Genomic DNA, 16,530 nt, shown 5'->3' with positions numbered 1-16,530 from the left:
AAAGTCCCCCTTGAGTTTGCGAAAGGAAACAAAAGGTATAGGGTTTATATAAAAATTGTATAATAAATAATCCAAAATGTATACTACCCATAGTACAATTTTGTTAGACCTCTCCAAATCCTCAAGGGGTTTTGTTGTCAAATCTCAACAGTCCACGTATATTTGTTCTCTTGGATGAATATATAAAGTTTTTTATCACCCTTTCCAATCACTTTTTTTGTTATTCGGCTGTCGCCACCCAGTCTAGAAAAATAATCCAAAACAATATTTTTGGCTATATTTGGATTTTGAGTAATTCTTTCAACCAAACAGTTAATATAAACTTGGTCGTTTTTGGACAAAAGGCTATTGCTCAAATCCTTTATTTTTGAAACATCTACAATATCTTCTTTGTTTATAGAAGAGAAAATCAAAATCTCTGGTATTCTGTACTCTCCAAACCTATACCTCTTCAAATTCACAATAGAATTTACATACATCCTGTTAAGTTCACCATTCTGAGTTGCCTCAAACGCTGTCCAAAGGTCATAGTTTGCTATATATGAATTTTCTGTATTCACCCGAGCCGCAACAAAATCTGTTGAAATTGCCTCAGGGCTTAAAAAACCTGAAATACACTTTACATTAATCCCCCAAAGCCCAATTTTCTTGTTGTAGTCATTCTCTATGTTAAGACCATTTTCAGCTATCATCTTTTTCTTTTTTGGATCTATCGGAATAAAGGCAATCATTTTTAAACCCCTCCACAATCTTTTGTATCTGTTCTGATAACTCTTTTAGTTTAAATGGCTGTTTTTTTAGCTTTTCACAAAGCCTTTCAAGTTGTAAAAGGCTCCCAAACACAAGGCAGTCGGACTTATCTGTTGAGTGGTCAATACACCCCTTGTTTACAACAGCATCTGAGCCAATAGAGAGCATTGTTTGCTTGATAATATTTGCCTGTGTTGGTGTGAGGTCTTCTATGTAGATGTGAAGATATAGCATCTTTTTAAGAAGGTATTCTTTTGCGTACTTGTCTGGACCTATCTTTTCAATATACTCTTTTAGTGTTTTGACATCATTGCCAATTAAATAACATCTCAATTTTTCCTTTGCTCCTTTTTTCAAAAATTTTATACTTTTAATTTTACCCTACAAATCTTCACATTTTTATAGTAATAAAAGAGAATTTCTTTATAATTTTTCCCTTCCTTGCAAGGTATTTACACCCCACTGGCTCATACCCAAACCATGATCTTATCCTTTTGTTTTTATTCAATACCCCTTTGCCGCGGGTATATCCAAAACTCTGTTGAATAAAGCCCAAAAATTTGCCTAAATTTTTCACCACTTATAGTGATATCCCCTACCTTTATTGTCTTTACCCTTTGCGTATTTGTTCTTTGCAGAATTTTAATGTTTGAGGAAACCTCTCTTGTGTGTAACTTTAAGTTTGGATAGTAGTTTTTGAGTCTTTTTACAAACTCCTCATAGGAAAAATAAAACTCTCCTGTGTACTTTGGGCACATCTCTTCACCGCGGCTAACAACGCTTTTCAGGTAGGGAATGCTCTGTCCAAACACTTCTTTGGCATCTTCTGTTCTGCCGACTGAGGCTGCGTGAAAAAGACTGTCTATGATCTCCCCGTTGTATACCAAAACCTCACCTTTTGTTGCCTTCACAACAAAGTAAAGTTTCTGGTAGTATTTTGTAAAGTTTTCCCCCATTTCCTTTTCATCTGACTTTTATCAATATATGCCTGGCAGTGTGTAAAATCATCACAGAGATAAACCTTCTGTTTTTCATATCCCGGATGATCAAATTTTTTTACAACCTTACGCATAGCATAGGTTCTGCAGGCAACAGTTTGGGCTTTTAGCGCCTCAATGGGAAACTCTGCTGGCATCTCTGCCGCCAAAGCTCCCAATATATATTGTTCTAAAGGCATCTTTCAACCCTTTTTGTATTTTTTCTCAGCACGTTTACATAAATCTCTGGTTTTTTGCTTTCAATTTTCTTAAGCTCAGAAGATTGAGATAAGGCAACACAAGAAGAAGCATTGCCGTCTTGGCTTTGGTTTTTGACGTTTACCAAGCAAAAAATTACATTTGCTAAAAACAATAGCAATACTGCAGTTGCCATAAAAACCGCCTCATCTAAAAAAGCCTTTTTAAACTGCCTTTTCATCACTCCTCTTTTCACTTGCACCCCCAACTTTTAGAACAATTATGGTCACATCGTCTTTGATTACATAAGAGTTTGACAGTGCCCATTCAAAGATTTGCCTGCCTGCACTTTGGGTTGACAAAAATTCATTTGAGCAAAGATATTCATACAAAGCTCTTTACCCATCTTCACCCAAAAGATCCAAAAGTCCGTCTTAACACATGAATATCATATCACCCTTTTGAAGCTTTTGCTCAATATAATCAAAATGTGATGTTGTTTCAACTCCAGCTGGGAGCGAATTTGAAAAGATTTCAAATTGCACCTGCTTTTAAAAATTCACATGTGAGCTTGAACCTGTCTATACAAACAATATCGACCGATGCAAACCCTTCAAGGTTTTTCATTGCAAGAAGTGAATTAATAAACTTTATAGCAACTTTCCTGTCAAATCCTAAATTGGTGAATTTCTTTAGCGCATCTATTACAATAAAACTGTTTTCTGAAGCAATCCTGCCAGTTCCCATACCATCTGAGATGCAAGCTAAAAACTTGCCGTCTTTGAGCTGCAAAAAGCACACTCTATCACCGTTTACATTCTCCTTGCTTTTTGAAAATATTGCATAGTCCACCTTTATATTTGGTTTTTTCAAAAGACAAATCTGGTACCCACCTGCATGTTTTGGGACCTCTGAGACAACTTCAACCTCACACCCCACAACACTTTTGACAATCTCTTCTATCTCTTTTTTCCGTGGGGATTTAAAGCCATCTTTTAGGTCAATCTTCACCTGAAAATAGTTTTCAGCTTCTATGAACTCAACATTTTCAACATCGTACCCAAACCTGTAAAGCTCAAGCTCTATTTCTCTCGCAGTGCCTCTATCTTGTTTAAAGTTCTTTTCGACCATCTTTGCAGCATCAACTACAATGTCTTTTAAAAGCTCTATCTGGTTCTTAAATGCTTCTTCTTTAAAACTGTTTTCGCTTTTGACAAGTTTTGAAAATTTCAAAGACTCTAAAAGTTCATTTACAATTGTTATGAACTCCTTCGATTTGAGACAGGTAAATTTGAAACCTTTAATTTCGCTTTCAACAATTTTTCCCTTCTTCAATATTATATTTTTAACCTCATTTAGCATATGATTAGTCTGTGAATAGTAGTACTGCCAACATGCTTGAATATTGCTGCAGCCACTACAAACTTTGTTGCAGGTCTGTTCAATAACACTTTTTGCTTCATCTTTGCTCATTATAGGTACTACTTTTTGTGAAGTGCTTTGCCCAAGGTTTTCAAGTACTGAAGCAATGTCAAAGATTTTTCTTTAATCATCTTTTGAACCTCCTCTTTATCAGTTTGTGAATTTTTTACAACTTTTTCAAGCGGAAATATACAAAATAAAATTGAGGCAATCAAAATCTCTCCTAGCTTAAAGCCTGGATTTGAGGATATGTAAAACATTGAAATTACATATCCACAAAAACCGCCCAAAACAACCCCTATCTTCCCAAATCCTTTCATAACCCCAGCAACAAGCGCTGCAAACGCGAAGATACATGCCATTTCAAGCCCACATGTATTTTTTATGCTGTCAAGAAGACCTACTACATATCCCATTGCAGTTGACATTATCATTCCATGAGCAAAAGAGATTGTAAAAAGTAGAATTAAAAACAGTATCCTTTTTATATCCAAAATGGTATCAAATGTGTTGCTAAGCCCAAGAAAACTCAGAGCAAAAACCACAACCGATATTGCTATCTGGTCGTTTGAAATCTGCTTCTTTGACTCCAAAGCTGCAAAAAATCTCTCAAAAAGAAGAACAAAACTGTAACAAAAAAGTGATTCTAAAAGAAGGTACAAAATTTCTATTGGAACCCATTTGAAAACGGCAATTGAAAGTATTCCGCCTACAAACACACCCAATGATGCCACCAAAGCTTTTATGTAGATATTGAATTCAAAAAAAATGATTGATAGCAGTAATTATCAAAAGTGAAATAACATACTTTAATATCAAGGGCTTGTTCAAACTTGAGACTATCCTAAAGATGGAAAATATTACTGCTAAATAGTACATGTAGTCCTTCTTCTTAAAGCTTGATACATAAGAGCTTGAAAAAAAGCTTGTTGAAAAAAGTTCGCACCTTCCAAGCAAAAAAGCCAAAATTAAAATAAGGTACTCTTCAAGCCCGAACAAATAAAGCCCTTTTGAAGCTTTTTCATCTGCCTTTTTGTAACTTTGTCTTTTAAACTACAAAACTTCAAGTTTCTCCAAACCAAATCATCTCCTCTCTTTTTTTATTTAACTTTTGTGCAACATAAAATTTACACTACAGCTTGTGGCAGTTTGTGTTGCAATAGCAAGGTTTACTAAAAATTTTTTACGACAAAATTTGAAAATATGCCCCAAGAAAATAAAAAAGGCACGGGAGTTTATTTTTCCCGCACCTTTTATTTTTCTCCTCTTGACTTTGTCAGTTAAGAGGTGTTTTTGAGCTAACAAAAAATAACAAAGTCTTAATTTATGCGGGTTTCAAGAAGAGAAAAATAAAAAATTTTAAAAAATGTAGGGACAAATTTTAGCTTAATATATACTGAATTTGCTTGACTTTTTAAATATTTTGTGGTACAATATAACAAACTATCTTCAAGGAGTTGCCATATGTTTGTCAAAATTACTAATGCTGGCGGTTATCAGTATGTTAGGTTAGTCGAAAATTACCGTGAAAATGGTAAAGTAAAGCAAAGAGTACTATTTAACTTTGGTAGACTTGATATTCTCAAAGATGACCCCGCTTTTAAAAACATTGTAAAAAAACTATCTGATATTGTCGCTGAAACAACTACTGAGAATGCAAAAGCTGTTACTATTGAATCTGAAGAAGATATTTCGGATGCAGTTGTAAAAAACTGGGGATACATTGTATACAGAAAGTTATGGCAGGAGCTTGAAATTGATAAGTTTTTAAAAGGGAAAGCAGCAAAAGAGAGAAAGATAAAATTTGATGTAGACAAAGTAAGTTTTTTAATGACCATACAGAGATTGATAGAGCCAATGAGCAAACTAAGAAGTTATCATCAGAGAAGCAAATATTTTGGATTTGAAGAGGATATAGATTTGAATCAATTGTACAGGTGTTTAGATTTTCTTGACAGTGTAAAAGAAGATTTAGAGACATACCTGTATCAGAGAAATAAAGACTTATTTAAGATGGTAGTTGATGTAGTGTTTTATGATGTGACGACAATATACTTTGAGAGTTGTAGAGCGGATGAACTTAAAAATTTTGGGTTTAGCAAAGACAACAAGGTAAATGAAGTGCAAGTTGTATTAGGGCTTTTGGTGGACAAAGAAGGCAGACCGATAGGGTATGAACTTTTTCCTGGTAATACGATAGATAGCAAGACGATGGTAAAGATACTGAGGAAGCTGAAGGAAAAATTTAGTATAGATAAGATAATAATAGTAGCAGACAAAGGGCTTAACAGCAGAATAAATTTAAAGATGATAAAAGAAGCTGGGTACGACTATATAGTAGCAAGCAGATTAAAGAATGCAAGTAAAGAAATTTTAGATGAAGTTTTTAATGAAGAAGGATATAAAAGACTTGATGGCAAAAGATGTTTGAATGCTGAAGAAATTTATGGTGATGAATTCAAATATAAGGTATTGGAAAGAACAAATATTGTCAAGGATGAAGAGGGTAAAGAGTTCAAAATAGAAGAGAATTTGATAATAACGTATTCAAGCAAGAGAGCCAAGAAAGACAAAGAAGACAGAGAGAGATTGGTAAGAAAAGCCAAAGAGCTTTTAGAGAACAAAGGAAGCATAACAGCCTTAGAAAAGAAAGGTGCAAGGAAATATTTGAAGAAGAAATCAAAATCAGAAGAATATGTATTGGATGAGGAAGCGATAAAACGAGATGAGAAATTTGACGGTTATTATGCAATTCAAACGAGCAAAAAGGATATGGATGTAGAAGAGGTTTTAGGAGCATATCACGATTTATGGAAGATAGAACAGTCATTCAGAGTAATGAAAAGCTGTTTAGAAGTGCGACCGATATATCACTTTACAGAAAGCAGAATAAAAGGACATTTTGTGATATGTTTTTTGGCATTTTTACTGCAAAGGACATTGGAATATATTTTGAGGAGAAAAGGTAAAGGAATAAGTAGTGAAAGGATAATGGAAGCAATATATTCAATGAACTTTTTTGAAATAGAGATAAAAGGGAAGAAATATTTGATAAAGCAAAAAATTGAGGGAGGAGCTGGAGATATACTGAATGTAATGAAGATAAAGGGTCCAAAAAACTTCATGACATATGAGGAAGGCTTAGAATTTATTGGTATTAGCAAATGATGTAGTGACAAAATTGAGGTCCATATTTTGTCAATCCCAGTCCTCCCAAGCTTTTTGAGCTTCAAACTGACAAAGTCAAGAAAAAGGCACGGGAGTTTATTTTTCCCGCACCTTTTATTTTTCTCCTGAAAAATTTTTTCAGTTGTTATAAAGCCTTGCAATTTATTTGCCCATCTTTTCTTTTAATTTTTGAAGTTCATCTAAGATGTCAGAGTCGCTATTTTCAAGCTCTTTGAACTTATCTTCTAATGTCTTTGTAGAATTCAAAAGCTCCTCTTGCGCCTGGGCCCTTGCTTCTTTCTGTTCAATCTTCTGAGCGTATTTTTCAAACGACTCAAACGCAGATGTATCTGTCAATTTGCTCATTGTCTGTGTAATTGTAATCTGAGCATCAGCTCTTTTGGATTTAGCAATAAGCAAATCTCGTCTTCTCTTTGCCTCTTCAATCTTGTCCTCAAGCATCTTAAGACCGCTTTTGAGCTTTTCAACTGCTTCATGCTGAGCCTCATACTGCTTTTGGTACTCTTGCGCCAGCCTTTCATGTTCTCTTTTCCTTCTGAGAGCTTCAACGGCAAGCTCATCCTCGCCTTTTGACACTGCAAGCTCAGCTTTTTTCTGCCACTCTTCAGCAAGCCTCTTGTTCTCTTCTACTTTCTTTTCTAAAAGCTTTTCATCCGCCAAGGCGTTTGCAACCTCAACCCTTGCCCTCTGCAGCTGTTCTTCCATGTCCTCAATGAGCTGATTGAGCATCTTTTCAGGGTCGGCAGCTTTTTCAATCAGGTCATTGATATTTGCTTTGAGAAGCTGAGCAATCTTTTGAAAAACGCCCATCCTATATTACCTCCTGTTAAAAATAATTATTTTTACTTTTAATAAAAGTTTGTAACAAGCATTTAGAAAATGTCAAAAAGGTCATCGAAAAAGTTTTTAAACGTCCTTTTTAAAAACTCTTCTTTTTTGTTTGGAAACCTTCTTAAAATGATATTTCTTGCAAGACTTTCTGCCTCAAGGTATAGTTTTTTGAAGCTGTCAAAGTCACACTCATACAAAAGATTTCTGAGCCTCTCTTTGTAGCCTTCCAAAACAGTAAAGTCTGCCCTGTCTAAAAGCTTTACTCTTTGTAAAAACTTCGAAAAACTTTCAAGCAGTTTTCTGCATTCCGTAACATCTTTTTCAAAGCTCAATATAAGCATTTCCAAAATCTCAAGTTCTTTTTCAACTACAGCCGGTGACTCCCCTTTTTGAAGAAGTTCTTCTATCTCGCTAATCTTTAAATCAATCTTGTAAAATTTCATGCCTATATTGTCATATTGTGTCTTAAGCTGTGTAAACGTGTCAAGAATAGCTTGATTGTAAGTTTTTCCATAGGTTTTCTCCCTATAAAGGTTAATACTAATTTTTGACAGTTTATCTAAAAATTCCTCAATTAAAATTAACTTTTCAACAGGTTCTGAAACTTTAAGCCTTGCCAAAAGATCATCATATTCTCTTTTTAGATTTTCTGCTCTGAGCGGTGATTTTGACAAAACAAGAGGATACTTTTCTTCAAATTCTCTATTTATAATATTAATCAAGCTTGAGAGATACTCTTCTTTTTTCTCATCTGTCAAACTTTTGTAATATTCTATCTTCTCATCAAGTCTTTTTATACCCTCAAATTTTTCATTTAAAACATTTTCTGAACAGACACTTTCGTAAAGCTGCTCTATTTTGCTTTTTAGTTCTTCTTTGTTTTTGAGAGTTTCAACTATTTTGTCAATTTTCTCTTTCCTTTCAATCTCACTTTTTAATATCTCTTCTGAGTCTTTTAAAACCTTTTCTATAAAGTCCAAATCACTTTTTAATATGTTGTATATGTTCATAAATGTGTTTACTTCGCTCTCTGAATAGCTCTTTTTAATTCCTTCATAATACTCACGCAGGTGCGAAAAGTTCAAAGTGACATTGTTAAACCTCTCTTCAACCTCTTTGTAATTGCTTGTTAACTTCAGGTATGGTAGCTTTTCTTCTGCCTGCAAAATCCTATTTGATATACTTTGAAAATACTCTTCTATAAGCTGAAAATTTTTAAGCCTCTGTGTTTTTGACTTTCCTTTTCGTCTAATTAGATTTACTAACAACGCTATAACTATTACCACACCAACTGCAATGGCAAAAAACAAAATCCCATTTACAATTGTATTAATAAGAATTATCCTTCTTAGCTGGCTATCTGGTGTCTCAAATTCAAAAAATCCTCCCCACATCTTCAAAATCCTCTCTTTTAAAAAGCATCAAAACTTGAAAATTTTTTTCTATATCAACTTCTAACCCATCAAAAGTCTTTGTCTTTGCAATGCCAGTCTGAGAAAGTGCCATGTGTTCAAGCGTATACCCTATCTTTTAAAACGAATATCTGGAGCGATTTGTTACGCGGATTTGCAATCCAGTACTCTAAAACTCCAAACCTACTTTAAAGCTGCATCTTTTTTACATAATCTACTGAAGCTGTTGTAGGCATAAGCACTTCAACAATGAGTTTAGGAATAACCCTTGTATCCTTCATCAGTAATCTTGCCCTTGTCGCAAATTATTACAATATCAGGCTGGACCACATGTTTTTCATTTTCTTCTTCGTCTTCAAATACAATATCAAAAGGGGAAATGTGGTTCATATCACCCTCAATTTACTCTTCATATATCATCTTTATTGTCATTCCACCATCCACAACAAGGTTTGTGCCAGTAATAAACCCGCTTTTTTCGGATGCTAAAAATAGCACCGCATTTGCAACATCCTCAGGTTTTCCACCCCTTCCTGCAGGGTGCTGAAGGTGGTCTATTTCGCGCAAATCAGGCAGCTTTCTGTATTTTCTTTTCTTGTACTCAGATACCTCTATCCAGCCCGGACTTATTGCATTTACCCTGATTTTAAGATGTGATAGTGATACAGCCAAAGAATGAGTCAGCGCCAAAATTCCGCCTTTTGATGCAGAATAAGGCTCTGTGTTTGGCTCAGACATCAAAGCCCTTGTTGAGGCAATGTTCACAATACAGCTTCCTTCTTTCATGAAAGGCAAAAGATACTTTACCATAAGATATGGTGCTCTAAGATTTACATTTATAACATAATCCCACTCTTCAACAGTCCTATCTAAAATCCATTTTGTCGACCCAACGCCCGCGTTGTTGACAAGAACATCTATACTTTTATACTTTTCACCAATTTTCCGGCAAACTCTTTCAATCTGAGATGCATCCTGCAAATCGCATTCAAAAAATTCAATTTTGTCTTCATACCCTTTGAAAAAGTCTTGCATCGCATCCTCAATTGCTTCTCTGTCAACATCAACCGCTGCAACATAAGCACCATTATTCAAAAAAGAAAGAGCTGTCACAAGCCCAATCCCCTGTGCAGCACCTGTAACCACAACCACTTTGTCTTTGAACTCTGGCATAGTTAAAAATTCCATGAAGCACTTTCACACCTTTCATTTAGAATTCATAAGATCTGTGTAGAGCTGAACAACTGTCTTTTTCAATACAGGATGGACAAAATCGGGTGCTATCTCACTCAAAGGAAGTAGTACAAACTCGCGCTTTTGTATCTCAGGATGCGGAATCTTCAGATTTTCTTCATCTATCACCAAAGAGTTGTAAAACAAAATGTCTATGTCTATATTCCTTGGCCCCCATTTAAAAAGCCTCTCTCTTCCCATCTTCTTTTCTATGCTGAGCACAAATTCTAAAAGCTCAAAAGGCGAAAGGCAGGTTTTGCCCATCAAGCAGCAGTTTAAAAACTTTGGCTGCTGTGTATACCCATAAGGCTCTGTCTCAATGATTGTTGAAACCTTTTTGATATCCACCTTTTCTTTTAGATATTCTATTGCAGTCTCTATATTCCTCTGTCTGTCACCAAGATTGCTTCCCAGTGCCAAGATAACTTCCATCTTTTGCATCTTTAGCAGCTCTTTCCTTTCTATGAATGTAAATTTTGCTACTCCTTTAGCCTTTCAAAAAGGTCCTTTATTCTCTTTTGTCTCTCTTCTGTTTCTTTTTTGTCAATCTCAATCAAAAGAACATCTCCTTCTTTTGCACCTTGTGGAACTATATCAGCTGGCACATTTACAATCTTCCCATTTTCAAGCTCAAGGACAGCAAAATCCCCTTCAAACCTGTCAATCACAGCTTTCATTTGAAATTCCCCCTCCCTTTCTTAAGCGTTCATAATAGCCTCTGCCATCAAGATTGCCCTTTTGTTTTCTTTTACATCATGCACTCTTACAAACTCAATTTTCTTGAGAGCACAAATGGTCGAAATTGCAATTGTCCCCTCAAGCCTATCTTCAGGTCCAACACCACCCAAAACAACCCCTATGGTTGACTTTCGGGATGCGCCAATTAAAATTGGTCTTCCAAGGACCTTGAACTCTTCACATCGCCTTATTATCTCCAAATTGTCCTCTGGTCTTTTGCCAAAACCAATGCCGGGGTCTAAGATGATGTTCTCTAAATCTACACCTGCCTTTAGTGCTTCATCTATCCTTCTTTCAAAATACTGTAAAATCTCTTCTATTACATCTTCATAATATGGGTTTTGCTGCATATTTTTGGGCGTGCCTTTTATGTGCATGATTATAATAGGAACATTGTAGTCTGCAGCAACCTTGAACATCTCTTTGTCAAATGTGCCGCCGCTTATATCGTTTATTATATCAGCCCCTGCTTCTATAGCCTTTTTGGCAACAGAAGCTTTGTATGTGTCAATTGAAATAGGTATATCTTTTGAGACATCTCTTATTGCTCTAATTGCTGGAATAACTCTTTTCAGCTCCTCATCTTCAGGAACCGGGTCTGAAAAAGGTCTTGTAGACTCACCCCCAACGTCAATCAAGTCTGCTCCCTCTTCAATCATCTCAAGGGCTTTTTGAGAAACTGCAGTACTATCTACCCTTGAGCCTTCGTAAAAAGAATCTGGCGTGACATTTATAATTCCCATCACATTTGTCTTAAGAAGGTTTATTTGCTTTCCATTTGCACAAAGAGTTCTTTGTGAAATGGTAAAATCTGCATCAAAACTGCACTCAAACCCTTCTTCAGAAAGATAGCATTTTGTCCTCTCAAAATTGGCTTTTGAAGTTGTAGCAAAAGCGATATTGTCTTTTACAACAACAAAAAAACCAAGGTCCGAAAGAAGAGCTACAAACTTTGGCACATCTTGGATATTGTCAAACCTCAAGATTATACTCTCTGACCTTTTTACAAAGTCCAAAATCTCTCTTTCATCAAACCCTTTTTGATACATAATCTTCTTTAAATTTGCATCTTTTGAAATAAGTCTCAAATCATCTTCACCACCTTATTGTAACCTCACCGCTTTGTATTTTTACCTCTTTCCCATCCTGCACACAGATAAGCTCGCCATTTTGCCCTATGTCTTTGCAAAATGCCCTCTGCACACCGTTTATGACAATCTCCTTGCCAAGGTTTATACAGTAGCTTTTATACTCATCTCTAAAGCGTGAAAAACCATAATTTTTGAAATTCTCAAGCTCGTTTTCAAACTCTTCCAAGATTTCAATAATTATTCTTGTCCTATCAAAGTCCATGCCCATCTCTTTCCTTAATGTGGTTGCAATCTCCAGAAGTTCATCAGGAAGGCTGGCTGCATTTACATTAAGACCTATTCCGATGATGACATTCCCAGCACCTTCGAGCTCACCTGAAAGCTCTGTCAAAATCCCACAAACCTTTTTGCCATTCAAAAGAATATCATTTGACCACTTGATAAAACTTTGAACTTTATATTTTCTCAAAACCCTGTTGACAATAAGCCCCGTAAAAAGTGTAAGGGGAACCACCTTTTCTATGTCAATGACCTCAAGCCTCAGAAAAATAGACATCTTAACTCCTTTTTCTAAGTCAATCCAGCTTCTTCCAAACCGTCCCCTGCCGGCATTTTGTCTTTCTGCATATACAACCGTTGCTGATTCCAATTTTTCTTGGTTTTCTTTTACATAGTTGTTTGTTGAGTTTATTTGCGAAAAATATAAAAAATCCTTGAACAATTCAGATCTTGAGATGAAATCTTCTATCTCCCAAACTCTTATTATGTCTTTGTCAACAAGCTGATAGCCTTTTTTCTTATAAGATGCTATAGCAAAGCCCATCTCTTGTAGGCTCTTGATTCTTTTGTTCACTGCCATGCGGCTGACATTCAGTTCTTTTGCAAGACTTTCGCCTGAGACAAAGTCCTCTTCATAAAGCTTTTTTAATATGTATATTGACTTTTCATCCATGGCTTTTTAAAAATCCCTTCCTTTTTAATAAATCAGATTTCTTTGTTTTAAAGGCTTCTTAAATTTATAAATTTTGTTCACATTTTAACTTCAACAACCCCTCTTTGCAATACCCAAACTTAAACCACTCACAGCTTCTGCAGATGCTTTCAAATTCTTGGATTGAAAGCTTTTTTATTACTTTATAAATCTCACTTGGCAAAACATTGTCAAAATTGCTAATGCCGTTTTTGCAAAGAAATTCCATAAGCTTTATATCGAAGTTTTTTACCTTCTCTTCTGCTGTGCAACTACCATCCACAAGTCTTGGACATCTTTGGCATATCACATCTGGGTATGTAGCAAGTACAACTTTTTGATTTTCAGTAAAAACTTTCTCATACACCTTTTTAAAATTTTCCACAAACTCCTTGTTATACCCAAGCCCTCTAAAGCCAAGAAAGCATAAAAGATGATGAAATCTTAATTTTATCATGAAACTTGACTTTTAATGCCTACAATTGATTTAATTTAATTATACCACTCATGCCCAAAGTACAAAATTGCAATTTCGCAATCATAATCATCTACTATTTCTTCTGCCACTTCGTTCAGCTGAGAAAACAGAAGCTGAAAGTACAAAGAAAGATCTGTACCATCACCAAATGTCCATCCTTCTTCGGGTATTTTTAGTACTGTCCAGAACAAACTATAATTATACATTTAGAAGGCCATTTCTTTGTATATATATCCATCTTGACTAAAAGTCGTTTCTGTCGACTTCCAGTGGCAATTTTTTGAGAGCTAAATTGTATTCGGTTTCATTAATGTAGAGTAAGGTTTTGTTTGGATTGTTGGCAGCAGCTGGATAGACGGAAGGCTTTGAGGTGGCTATATAGCTTGATTTTTCTGGCTTGATGTGAGTTTTCCACAGATGTTTTGATATAAAAACATTGACAGAGGTGCATAATCTTGATATAATAAAATCAAGCTATTTGACGTGTTTGTAGCCTGCCCTTTGGGGATTGAAATTTCAAATATCCCAAAAGCTTGTTTATTATCCCTGTTAGTTTGTAGCCTGCCCTTTGGGGATTGAAATAGATTATGATATGGGTGTCGTGCCAACGTTGCCTGGTTTGTAGCCTGCCCTTTGGGGATTGAAATAAATCAAGAAAATCTTCAAACTTCATAACAATAAGCGTTTGTAGCCTGCCCTTTGGGGATTGAAATTGAAAGTCTCAATATCAATAATTTCAACGCTTGGTGTTTGTAGCCTGCCCTTTGGGGATTGAAATGATTTTGGTATAAGATTCATTGTTTGAATTCCTGAACTGTTTGTAGCCTGCCCTTTGGGGATTGAAACTCAGGTAATTCTGAAAGCTTTTTCCCATGTAACTTTTCGTTTGTAGCCTGCCCTTTGGGGATTGAAACTCAGGTAATTCTGAAAGCTTTTTCCCATGTAACTTTTCGTTTGTAGCCTGCCCTTTGGGGATTGAAACTCAATCTGTAAATGTTTATGAGGTCTCAAAAAATTGTTTGTAGCCTGCCCTTTGGGGATTGAAACACTGCTTAACCCCTTGTACTGCCTGTGTCCTCAACACGTTTGTAGCCTGCCCTTTGGGGATTGAAACGGACATTCCCATACTCTATCCTTCAATTTTAGTATTGTTTGTAGCCTGCCCTTTGGGGATTGAAACTCCAAATCAACCGCTATCTTCAAAAGCTCATCATACGTTTGTAGCCTGCCCTTTGGGGATTGAAACTATGGTAGACAGCGACGGTGAGATAGGCCCAGCTAAGTTTGTAGCCTGCCCTTTGGGGATTGAAACTGAACCTGTAACAAGGTTTGAGATAAAGCTTAGTTTGTTTGTAGCCTGCCCTTTGGGGATTGAAACACTGTAGAGATAAATCATACATTATTCACCTCAACTAAGTTTGTAGCCTGCCCTTTGGGGATTGAAACATTTTTCGTTGCTTCTCATACATGAGGCCTATTGTATTGTTTGTAGCCTGCCCTTTGGGGATTGAAACTTTAAACTCCAATCATGAGATATAAAACCTTTATCAGTTTGTAGCCTGCCCTTTGGGGATTGAAACGCTTCTTCTGCAGATTCATGAAGTATAAAGACATCTGTTTGTAGCCTGCCCTTTGGGGATTGAAACCGATTTTGCACTTAGACACGAAAAGAGCTTTGCTGTGTTTGTAGCCTGCCCTTTGGGGATTGAAACTTATACGTGCTGACAATGAAGCGTTCAAGGAAAGCAGTTTGTAGCCTGCCCTTTGGGGATTGAAACAAATTTAAGTATGTGTTTATTTCTTCCACTGTCTGCGTTTGTAGCCTGCCCTTTGGGGATTGATGCGGAAGAAGAGGATAAGAAAATATGTTTGATATTTCTCTTCCCATCTGCTATAATGTTTTCAGAATACCTTCTCAGGTGAAAACAATGAATAATAACCAGCTCCCTCATAACATAAACGACCTTGAGTACAAATACATATTCTCTAACAAAAGCATTTTCCTCAGGCTTCTGAAAAGGCTTGATGAGATTGGAATATTCAAAAACCTCACAGAAGACCAGCTTGAAAGAATTGACAAAAGCTATGTACTACCTGATTTTTCTCAAGAAGAAAGTGATTTGCTTTACAAAGTAAGCCTAAAAGAAAAAGAAATTATCTTTTACATTTTGTTTGAACACCAGTCTTCAGTTGACCATTCAATGCCCTTGAGGCTTTTGTTCTACATCACAGATATATACAGAGACTATATCAAGGATTTTGACAGAGTGGAAATAAAGAAAAAGGGATTTACATTGCCGGCAGTTGTGCCGATAGTATTTTACGACGGGGAAGACAGGTGGACAGCCGCAAGAAGACTTAAGGAAAAGATTTTAGGATTTGAGGAGTTTGGAAATTGCGTAATTGATTTTGAGTATATATTGATTGACTTAAACCAAGCAGAAAGCATTTTGCAAGTAAAAGACATACTGAGCTTAATATTGAAGCTCAACAGGATAAAAAGGTATGATGAGTTAGAAAGACTAATTTTAGAGCTTGGAGAATATTTACTGGGTGCAGAGGAGAAGGAGATAGAGGTATTGAAGGTATGTTTGCCAGCTGCTTTGAGAGAGCTTGATGAGATAGAAGTTGAGGCTGCCAAAAGAGCGATTGATGAGAGTGTAAGAGGGGGTGAAAAAGCTATGCCACTATTTCAGAATTTGAGAAAGATAAGAGAAGAGTTAATTTTTGAAGGACTTCAGCAAGGACTGCAGCAAGGGCTTCAGCAAGGACTTCAGCAAGGACTTCAGCAAGGTTTTGAGCAGAGCAGAATAGAGACAGCTGAGAGGATGATTTTAAAAGGTTACAAAGATGAGGAGATAGCAGAGATTACAGGACTTTCGCTTGAGAGAATAAAAGAGCTTCGTGCAAAGCATAGAAATTGATTGAAATTTTGAAAAATATCCTTTTGCCACAAGCGTTTTTGGTGCTGCTTGTGGCTTTTATTGTTTTAGCAAGCAGCAGTAGAATAGAGATTTCACTTTTTGAGTTATTATTCAAAAGACAATTTATATTATTTCATTTTGACCAAAAGTCACATCTGTCGACCTCAGGTAGTAAAATTTTAAGGTTTGATTTGTATGCGGTTTCAAGAAGATTTGACATGGTTTTTGCAAAGTTTCTGGCAGCAGCTGGATAGACGGAAGGTTTTGAGGTGGCTATATAGCTTGATTTTTCTGGCTTGATTTAAGTTTTCCACAGA

The 16,530-nt window shown here is 36.0% G+C and carries 23 protein-coding genes and 1 CRISPR repeat array; of the genes, 4 read left to right on the top strand and 19 right to left on the bottom strand.

The window, feature by feature from the left end:
• Nucleotides 1–137: 137 nt before the first annotated feature.
• The 7 genes from OTJ99_RS00335 to OTJ99_RS00305 form a co-directional block, all read right to left on the bottom strand.
• Nucleotides 138–731, bottom strand: a complete 594-nt coding sequence (locus OTJ99_RS00335) for a hypothetical protein (RefSeq protein ID WP_045165981.1) — start codon at nt 729–731, stop codon at nt 138–140.
• Complete coding sequence (locus OTJ99_RS00330) at nt 682–1,083, bottom strand: hypothetical protein (protein ID WP_045165982.1); 402 nt, start codon at nt 1,081–1,083, stop codon at nt 682–684. Before OTJ99_RS00330 ends, OTJ99_RS00335 begins: the two co-directional genes overlap by 50 nt.
• 167 nt (nt 1,084–1,250) lie before the next feature.
• Complete coding sequence (locus OTJ99_RS00325; protein ID WP_235374881.1) at nt 1,251–1,706, bottom strand: hypothetical protein; 456 nt, start codon at nt 1,704–1,706, stop codon at nt 1,251–1,253.
• Nucleotides 1,658–1,885 (bottom strand): SpoIID/LytB domain-containing protein, encoded by a 228-nt coding sequence (locus tag OTJ99_RS00320; RefSeq protein ID WP_235375005.1) that lies wholly within the window; start codon nt 1,883–1,885, stop codon nt 1,658–1,660. The genes OTJ99_RS00325 and OTJ99_RS00320 overlap by 49 nt, the downstream gene beginning before the upstream one ends.
• Before the next feature lie 32 nt (nt 1,886–1,917).
• Nucleotides 1,918–2,166 carry a hypothetical protein gene (locus OTJ99_RS00315; RefSeq protein WP_235374883.1) on the bottom strand — a complete coding sequence of 83 codons (249 nt, stop codon included), beginning with the start codon at nt 2,164–2,166 and terminating at the stop codon, nt 1,918–1,920.
• Nucleotides 2,150–2,317 carry a hypothetical protein gene (locus tag OTJ99_RS00310; protein ID WP_235374885.1) on the bottom strand — a complete coding sequence of 56 codons (168 nt, stop codon included), beginning with the start codon at nt 2,315–2,317 and terminating at the stop codon, nt 2,150–2,152. Before OTJ99_RS00310 ends, OTJ99_RS00315 begins: the two co-directional genes overlap by 17 nt.
• Before the next feature lie 142 nt (nt 2,318–2,459).
• Nucleotides 2,460–3,398, bottom strand: a complete 939-nt coding sequence (locus OTJ99_RS00305; protein WP_268748519.1) for a SpoIIE family protein phosphatase — start codon at nt 3,396–3,398, stop codon at nt 2,460–2,462.
• Between OTJ99_RS00305 and OTJ99_RS12920 the strand changes: the two genes are divergently transcribed.
• Nucleotides 3,331–3,474, top strand: coding sequence for a 4Fe-4S binding protein (locus OTJ99_RS12920; protein ID WP_408612523.1), 144 nt, complete (start codon nt 3,331–3,333; stop codon nt 3,472–3,474). The two genes, OTJ99_RS00305 and OTJ99_RS12920, sit on opposite strands and share 68 nt — an antisense overlap.
• On the opposite strand, the gene OTJ99_RS00300 is transcribed toward OTJ99_RS12920, so the two are convergent.
• A complete protein-coding gene (locus OTJ99_RS00300) occupies nt 3,407–4,066 on the bottom strand; it encodes a hypothetical protein (protein WP_268748520.1) in 660 nt (219 codons plus the stop codon). The two genes, OTJ99_RS12920 and OTJ99_RS00300, sit on opposite strands and share 68 nt — an antisense overlap.
• Nucleotides 4,067–4,811: 745 nt before the next feature.
• Here OTJ99_RS00300 and OTJ99_RS00295 point away from each other — a divergent pair.
• Nucleotides 4,812–6,515, top strand: coding sequence for an IS1634 family transposase (locus tag OTJ99_RS00295; protein WP_045165983.1), 1,704 nt, complete (start codon nt 4,812–4,814; stop codon nt 6,513–6,515).
• A 162-nt stretch (nt 6,516–6,677) separates the two neighbouring features.
• On the opposite strand, the gene OTJ99_RS00290 is transcribed toward OTJ99_RS00295, so the two are convergent.
• From OTJ99_RS00290 to OTJ99_RS00240, 11 genes are all read right to left on the bottom strand, one after another.
• Entirely contained in the window at nt 6,678–7,346 is a 669-nt protein-coding gene (locus OTJ99_RS00290) for a PspA/IM30 family protein (RefSeq protein WP_045165984.1), read from the bottom strand.
• A gap of 62 nt (nt 7,347–7,408) precedes the next feature.
• Nucleotides 7,409–8,761: a hypothetical protein gene (locus tag OTJ99_RS00285; RefSeq protein WP_045165985.1), complete on the bottom strand. Its 1,353-nt coding sequence runs from the start codon at nt 8,759–8,761 to the stop codon at nt 7,409–7,411.
• Complete coding sequence (locus OTJ99_RS00280; protein WP_268748521.1) at nt 8,742–8,873, bottom strand: hypothetical protein; 132 nt, start codon at nt 8,871–8,873, stop codon at nt 8,742–8,744. Before OTJ99_RS00280 ends, OTJ99_RS00285 begins: the two co-directional genes overlap by 20 nt.
• Before the next feature lie 161 nt (nt 8,874–9,034).
• Entirely contained in the window at nt 9,035–9,169 is a 135-nt protein-coding gene (locus OTJ99_RS00275; protein ID WP_268748522.1) for a hypothetical protein, read from the bottom strand.
• A gap of 12 nt (nt 9,170–9,181) precedes the next feature.
• On the bottom strand, nt 9,182–9,967 hold the full coding sequence (locus tag OTJ99_RS00270; protein ID WP_045165986.1) for an SDR family oxidoreductase: 786 nt from the start codon (nt 9,965–9,967) through the stop codon (nt 9,182–9,184).
• An 18-nt stretch (nt 9,968–9,985) separates the two neighbouring features.
• Nucleotides 9,986–10,453, bottom strand: a complete 468-nt coding sequence (folK, locus tag OTJ99_RS00265) for a 2-amino-4-hydroxy-6-hydroxymethyldihydropteridine diphosphokinase (protein WP_045165987.1) — start codon at nt 10,451–10,453, stop codon at nt 9,986–9,988.
• Between the two features lie 38 nt (nt 10,454–10,491).
• A complete protein-coding gene (locus OTJ99_RS00260; protein ID WP_045165988.1) occupies nt 10,492–10,689 on the bottom strand; it encodes a DUF3006 domain-containing protein in 198 nt (65 codons plus the stop codon).
• 21 nt (nt 10,690–10,710) lie between these two features.
• Nucleotides 10,711–11,838, bottom strand: coding sequence for a dihydropteroate synthase (gene folP, locus OTJ99_RS00255; protein WP_083943562.1), 1,128 nt, complete (start codon nt 11,836–11,838; stop codon nt 10,711–10,713).
• A gap of 7 nt (nt 11,839–11,845) precedes the next feature.
• Nucleotides 11,846–12,793, bottom strand: a complete 948-nt coding sequence (locus tag OTJ99_RS00250; protein WP_045165989.1) for a biotin--[acetyl-CoA-carboxylase] ligase — start codon at nt 12,791–12,793, stop codon at nt 11,846–11,848.
• Between the two features lie 64 nt (nt 12,794–12,857).
• Entirely contained in the window at nt 12,858–13,268 is a 411-nt protein-coding gene (locus tag OTJ99_RS00245) for a DUF1284 domain-containing protein (RefSeq protein ID WP_045165990.1), read from the bottom strand.
• Nucleotides 13,269–13,303: 35 nt separating this feature from the next.
• On the bottom strand, nt 13,304–13,495 hold the full coding sequence (locus tag OTJ99_RS00240; protein ID WP_045165991.1) for a hypothetical protein: 192 nt from the start codon (nt 13,493–13,495) through the stop codon (nt 13,304–13,306).
• Between the two features lie 279 nt (nt 13,496–13,774).
• Nucleotides 13,775–15,133: a CRISPR direct-repeat array (repeat unit 30 nt; unit sequence GTTTGTAGCCTGCCCTTTGGGGATTGAAAC).
• Between the two features lie 21 nt (nt 15,134–15,154).
• Between OTJ99_RS00240 and OTJ99_RS00235 the strand changes: the two genes are divergently transcribed.
• Together OTJ99_RS00235 and OTJ99_RS00230 are read left to right on the top strand one after the other, a co-directional pair.
• A complete protein-coding gene (locus OTJ99_RS00235) occupies nt 15,155–16,213 on the top strand; it encodes an Rpn family recombination-promoting nuclease/putative transposase (RefSeq protein WP_235374887.1) in 1,059 nt (352 codons plus the stop codon).
• Entirely contained in the window at nt 16,210–16,467 is a 258-nt protein-coding gene (locus OTJ99_RS00230) for a hypothetical protein (protein WP_045165992.1), read from the top strand. The genes OTJ99_RS00235 and OTJ99_RS00230 overlap by 4 nt, the downstream gene beginning before the upstream one ends.
• Nucleotides 16,468–16,530: the final 63 nt, after the last annotated feature.

The organism is Caldicellulosiruptor naganoensis (genome assembly GCF_026914285.1).
GTDB lineage: Bacteria > Bacillota > Thermoanaerobacteria > Caldicellulosiruptorales > Caldicellulosiruptoraceae > Caldicellulosiruptor > Caldicellulosiruptor naganoensis.
The sequence above is the reverse complement of the archived record's forward strand: the minus strand, read 5'-3'. Positions and strand labels throughout refer to the sequence as shown.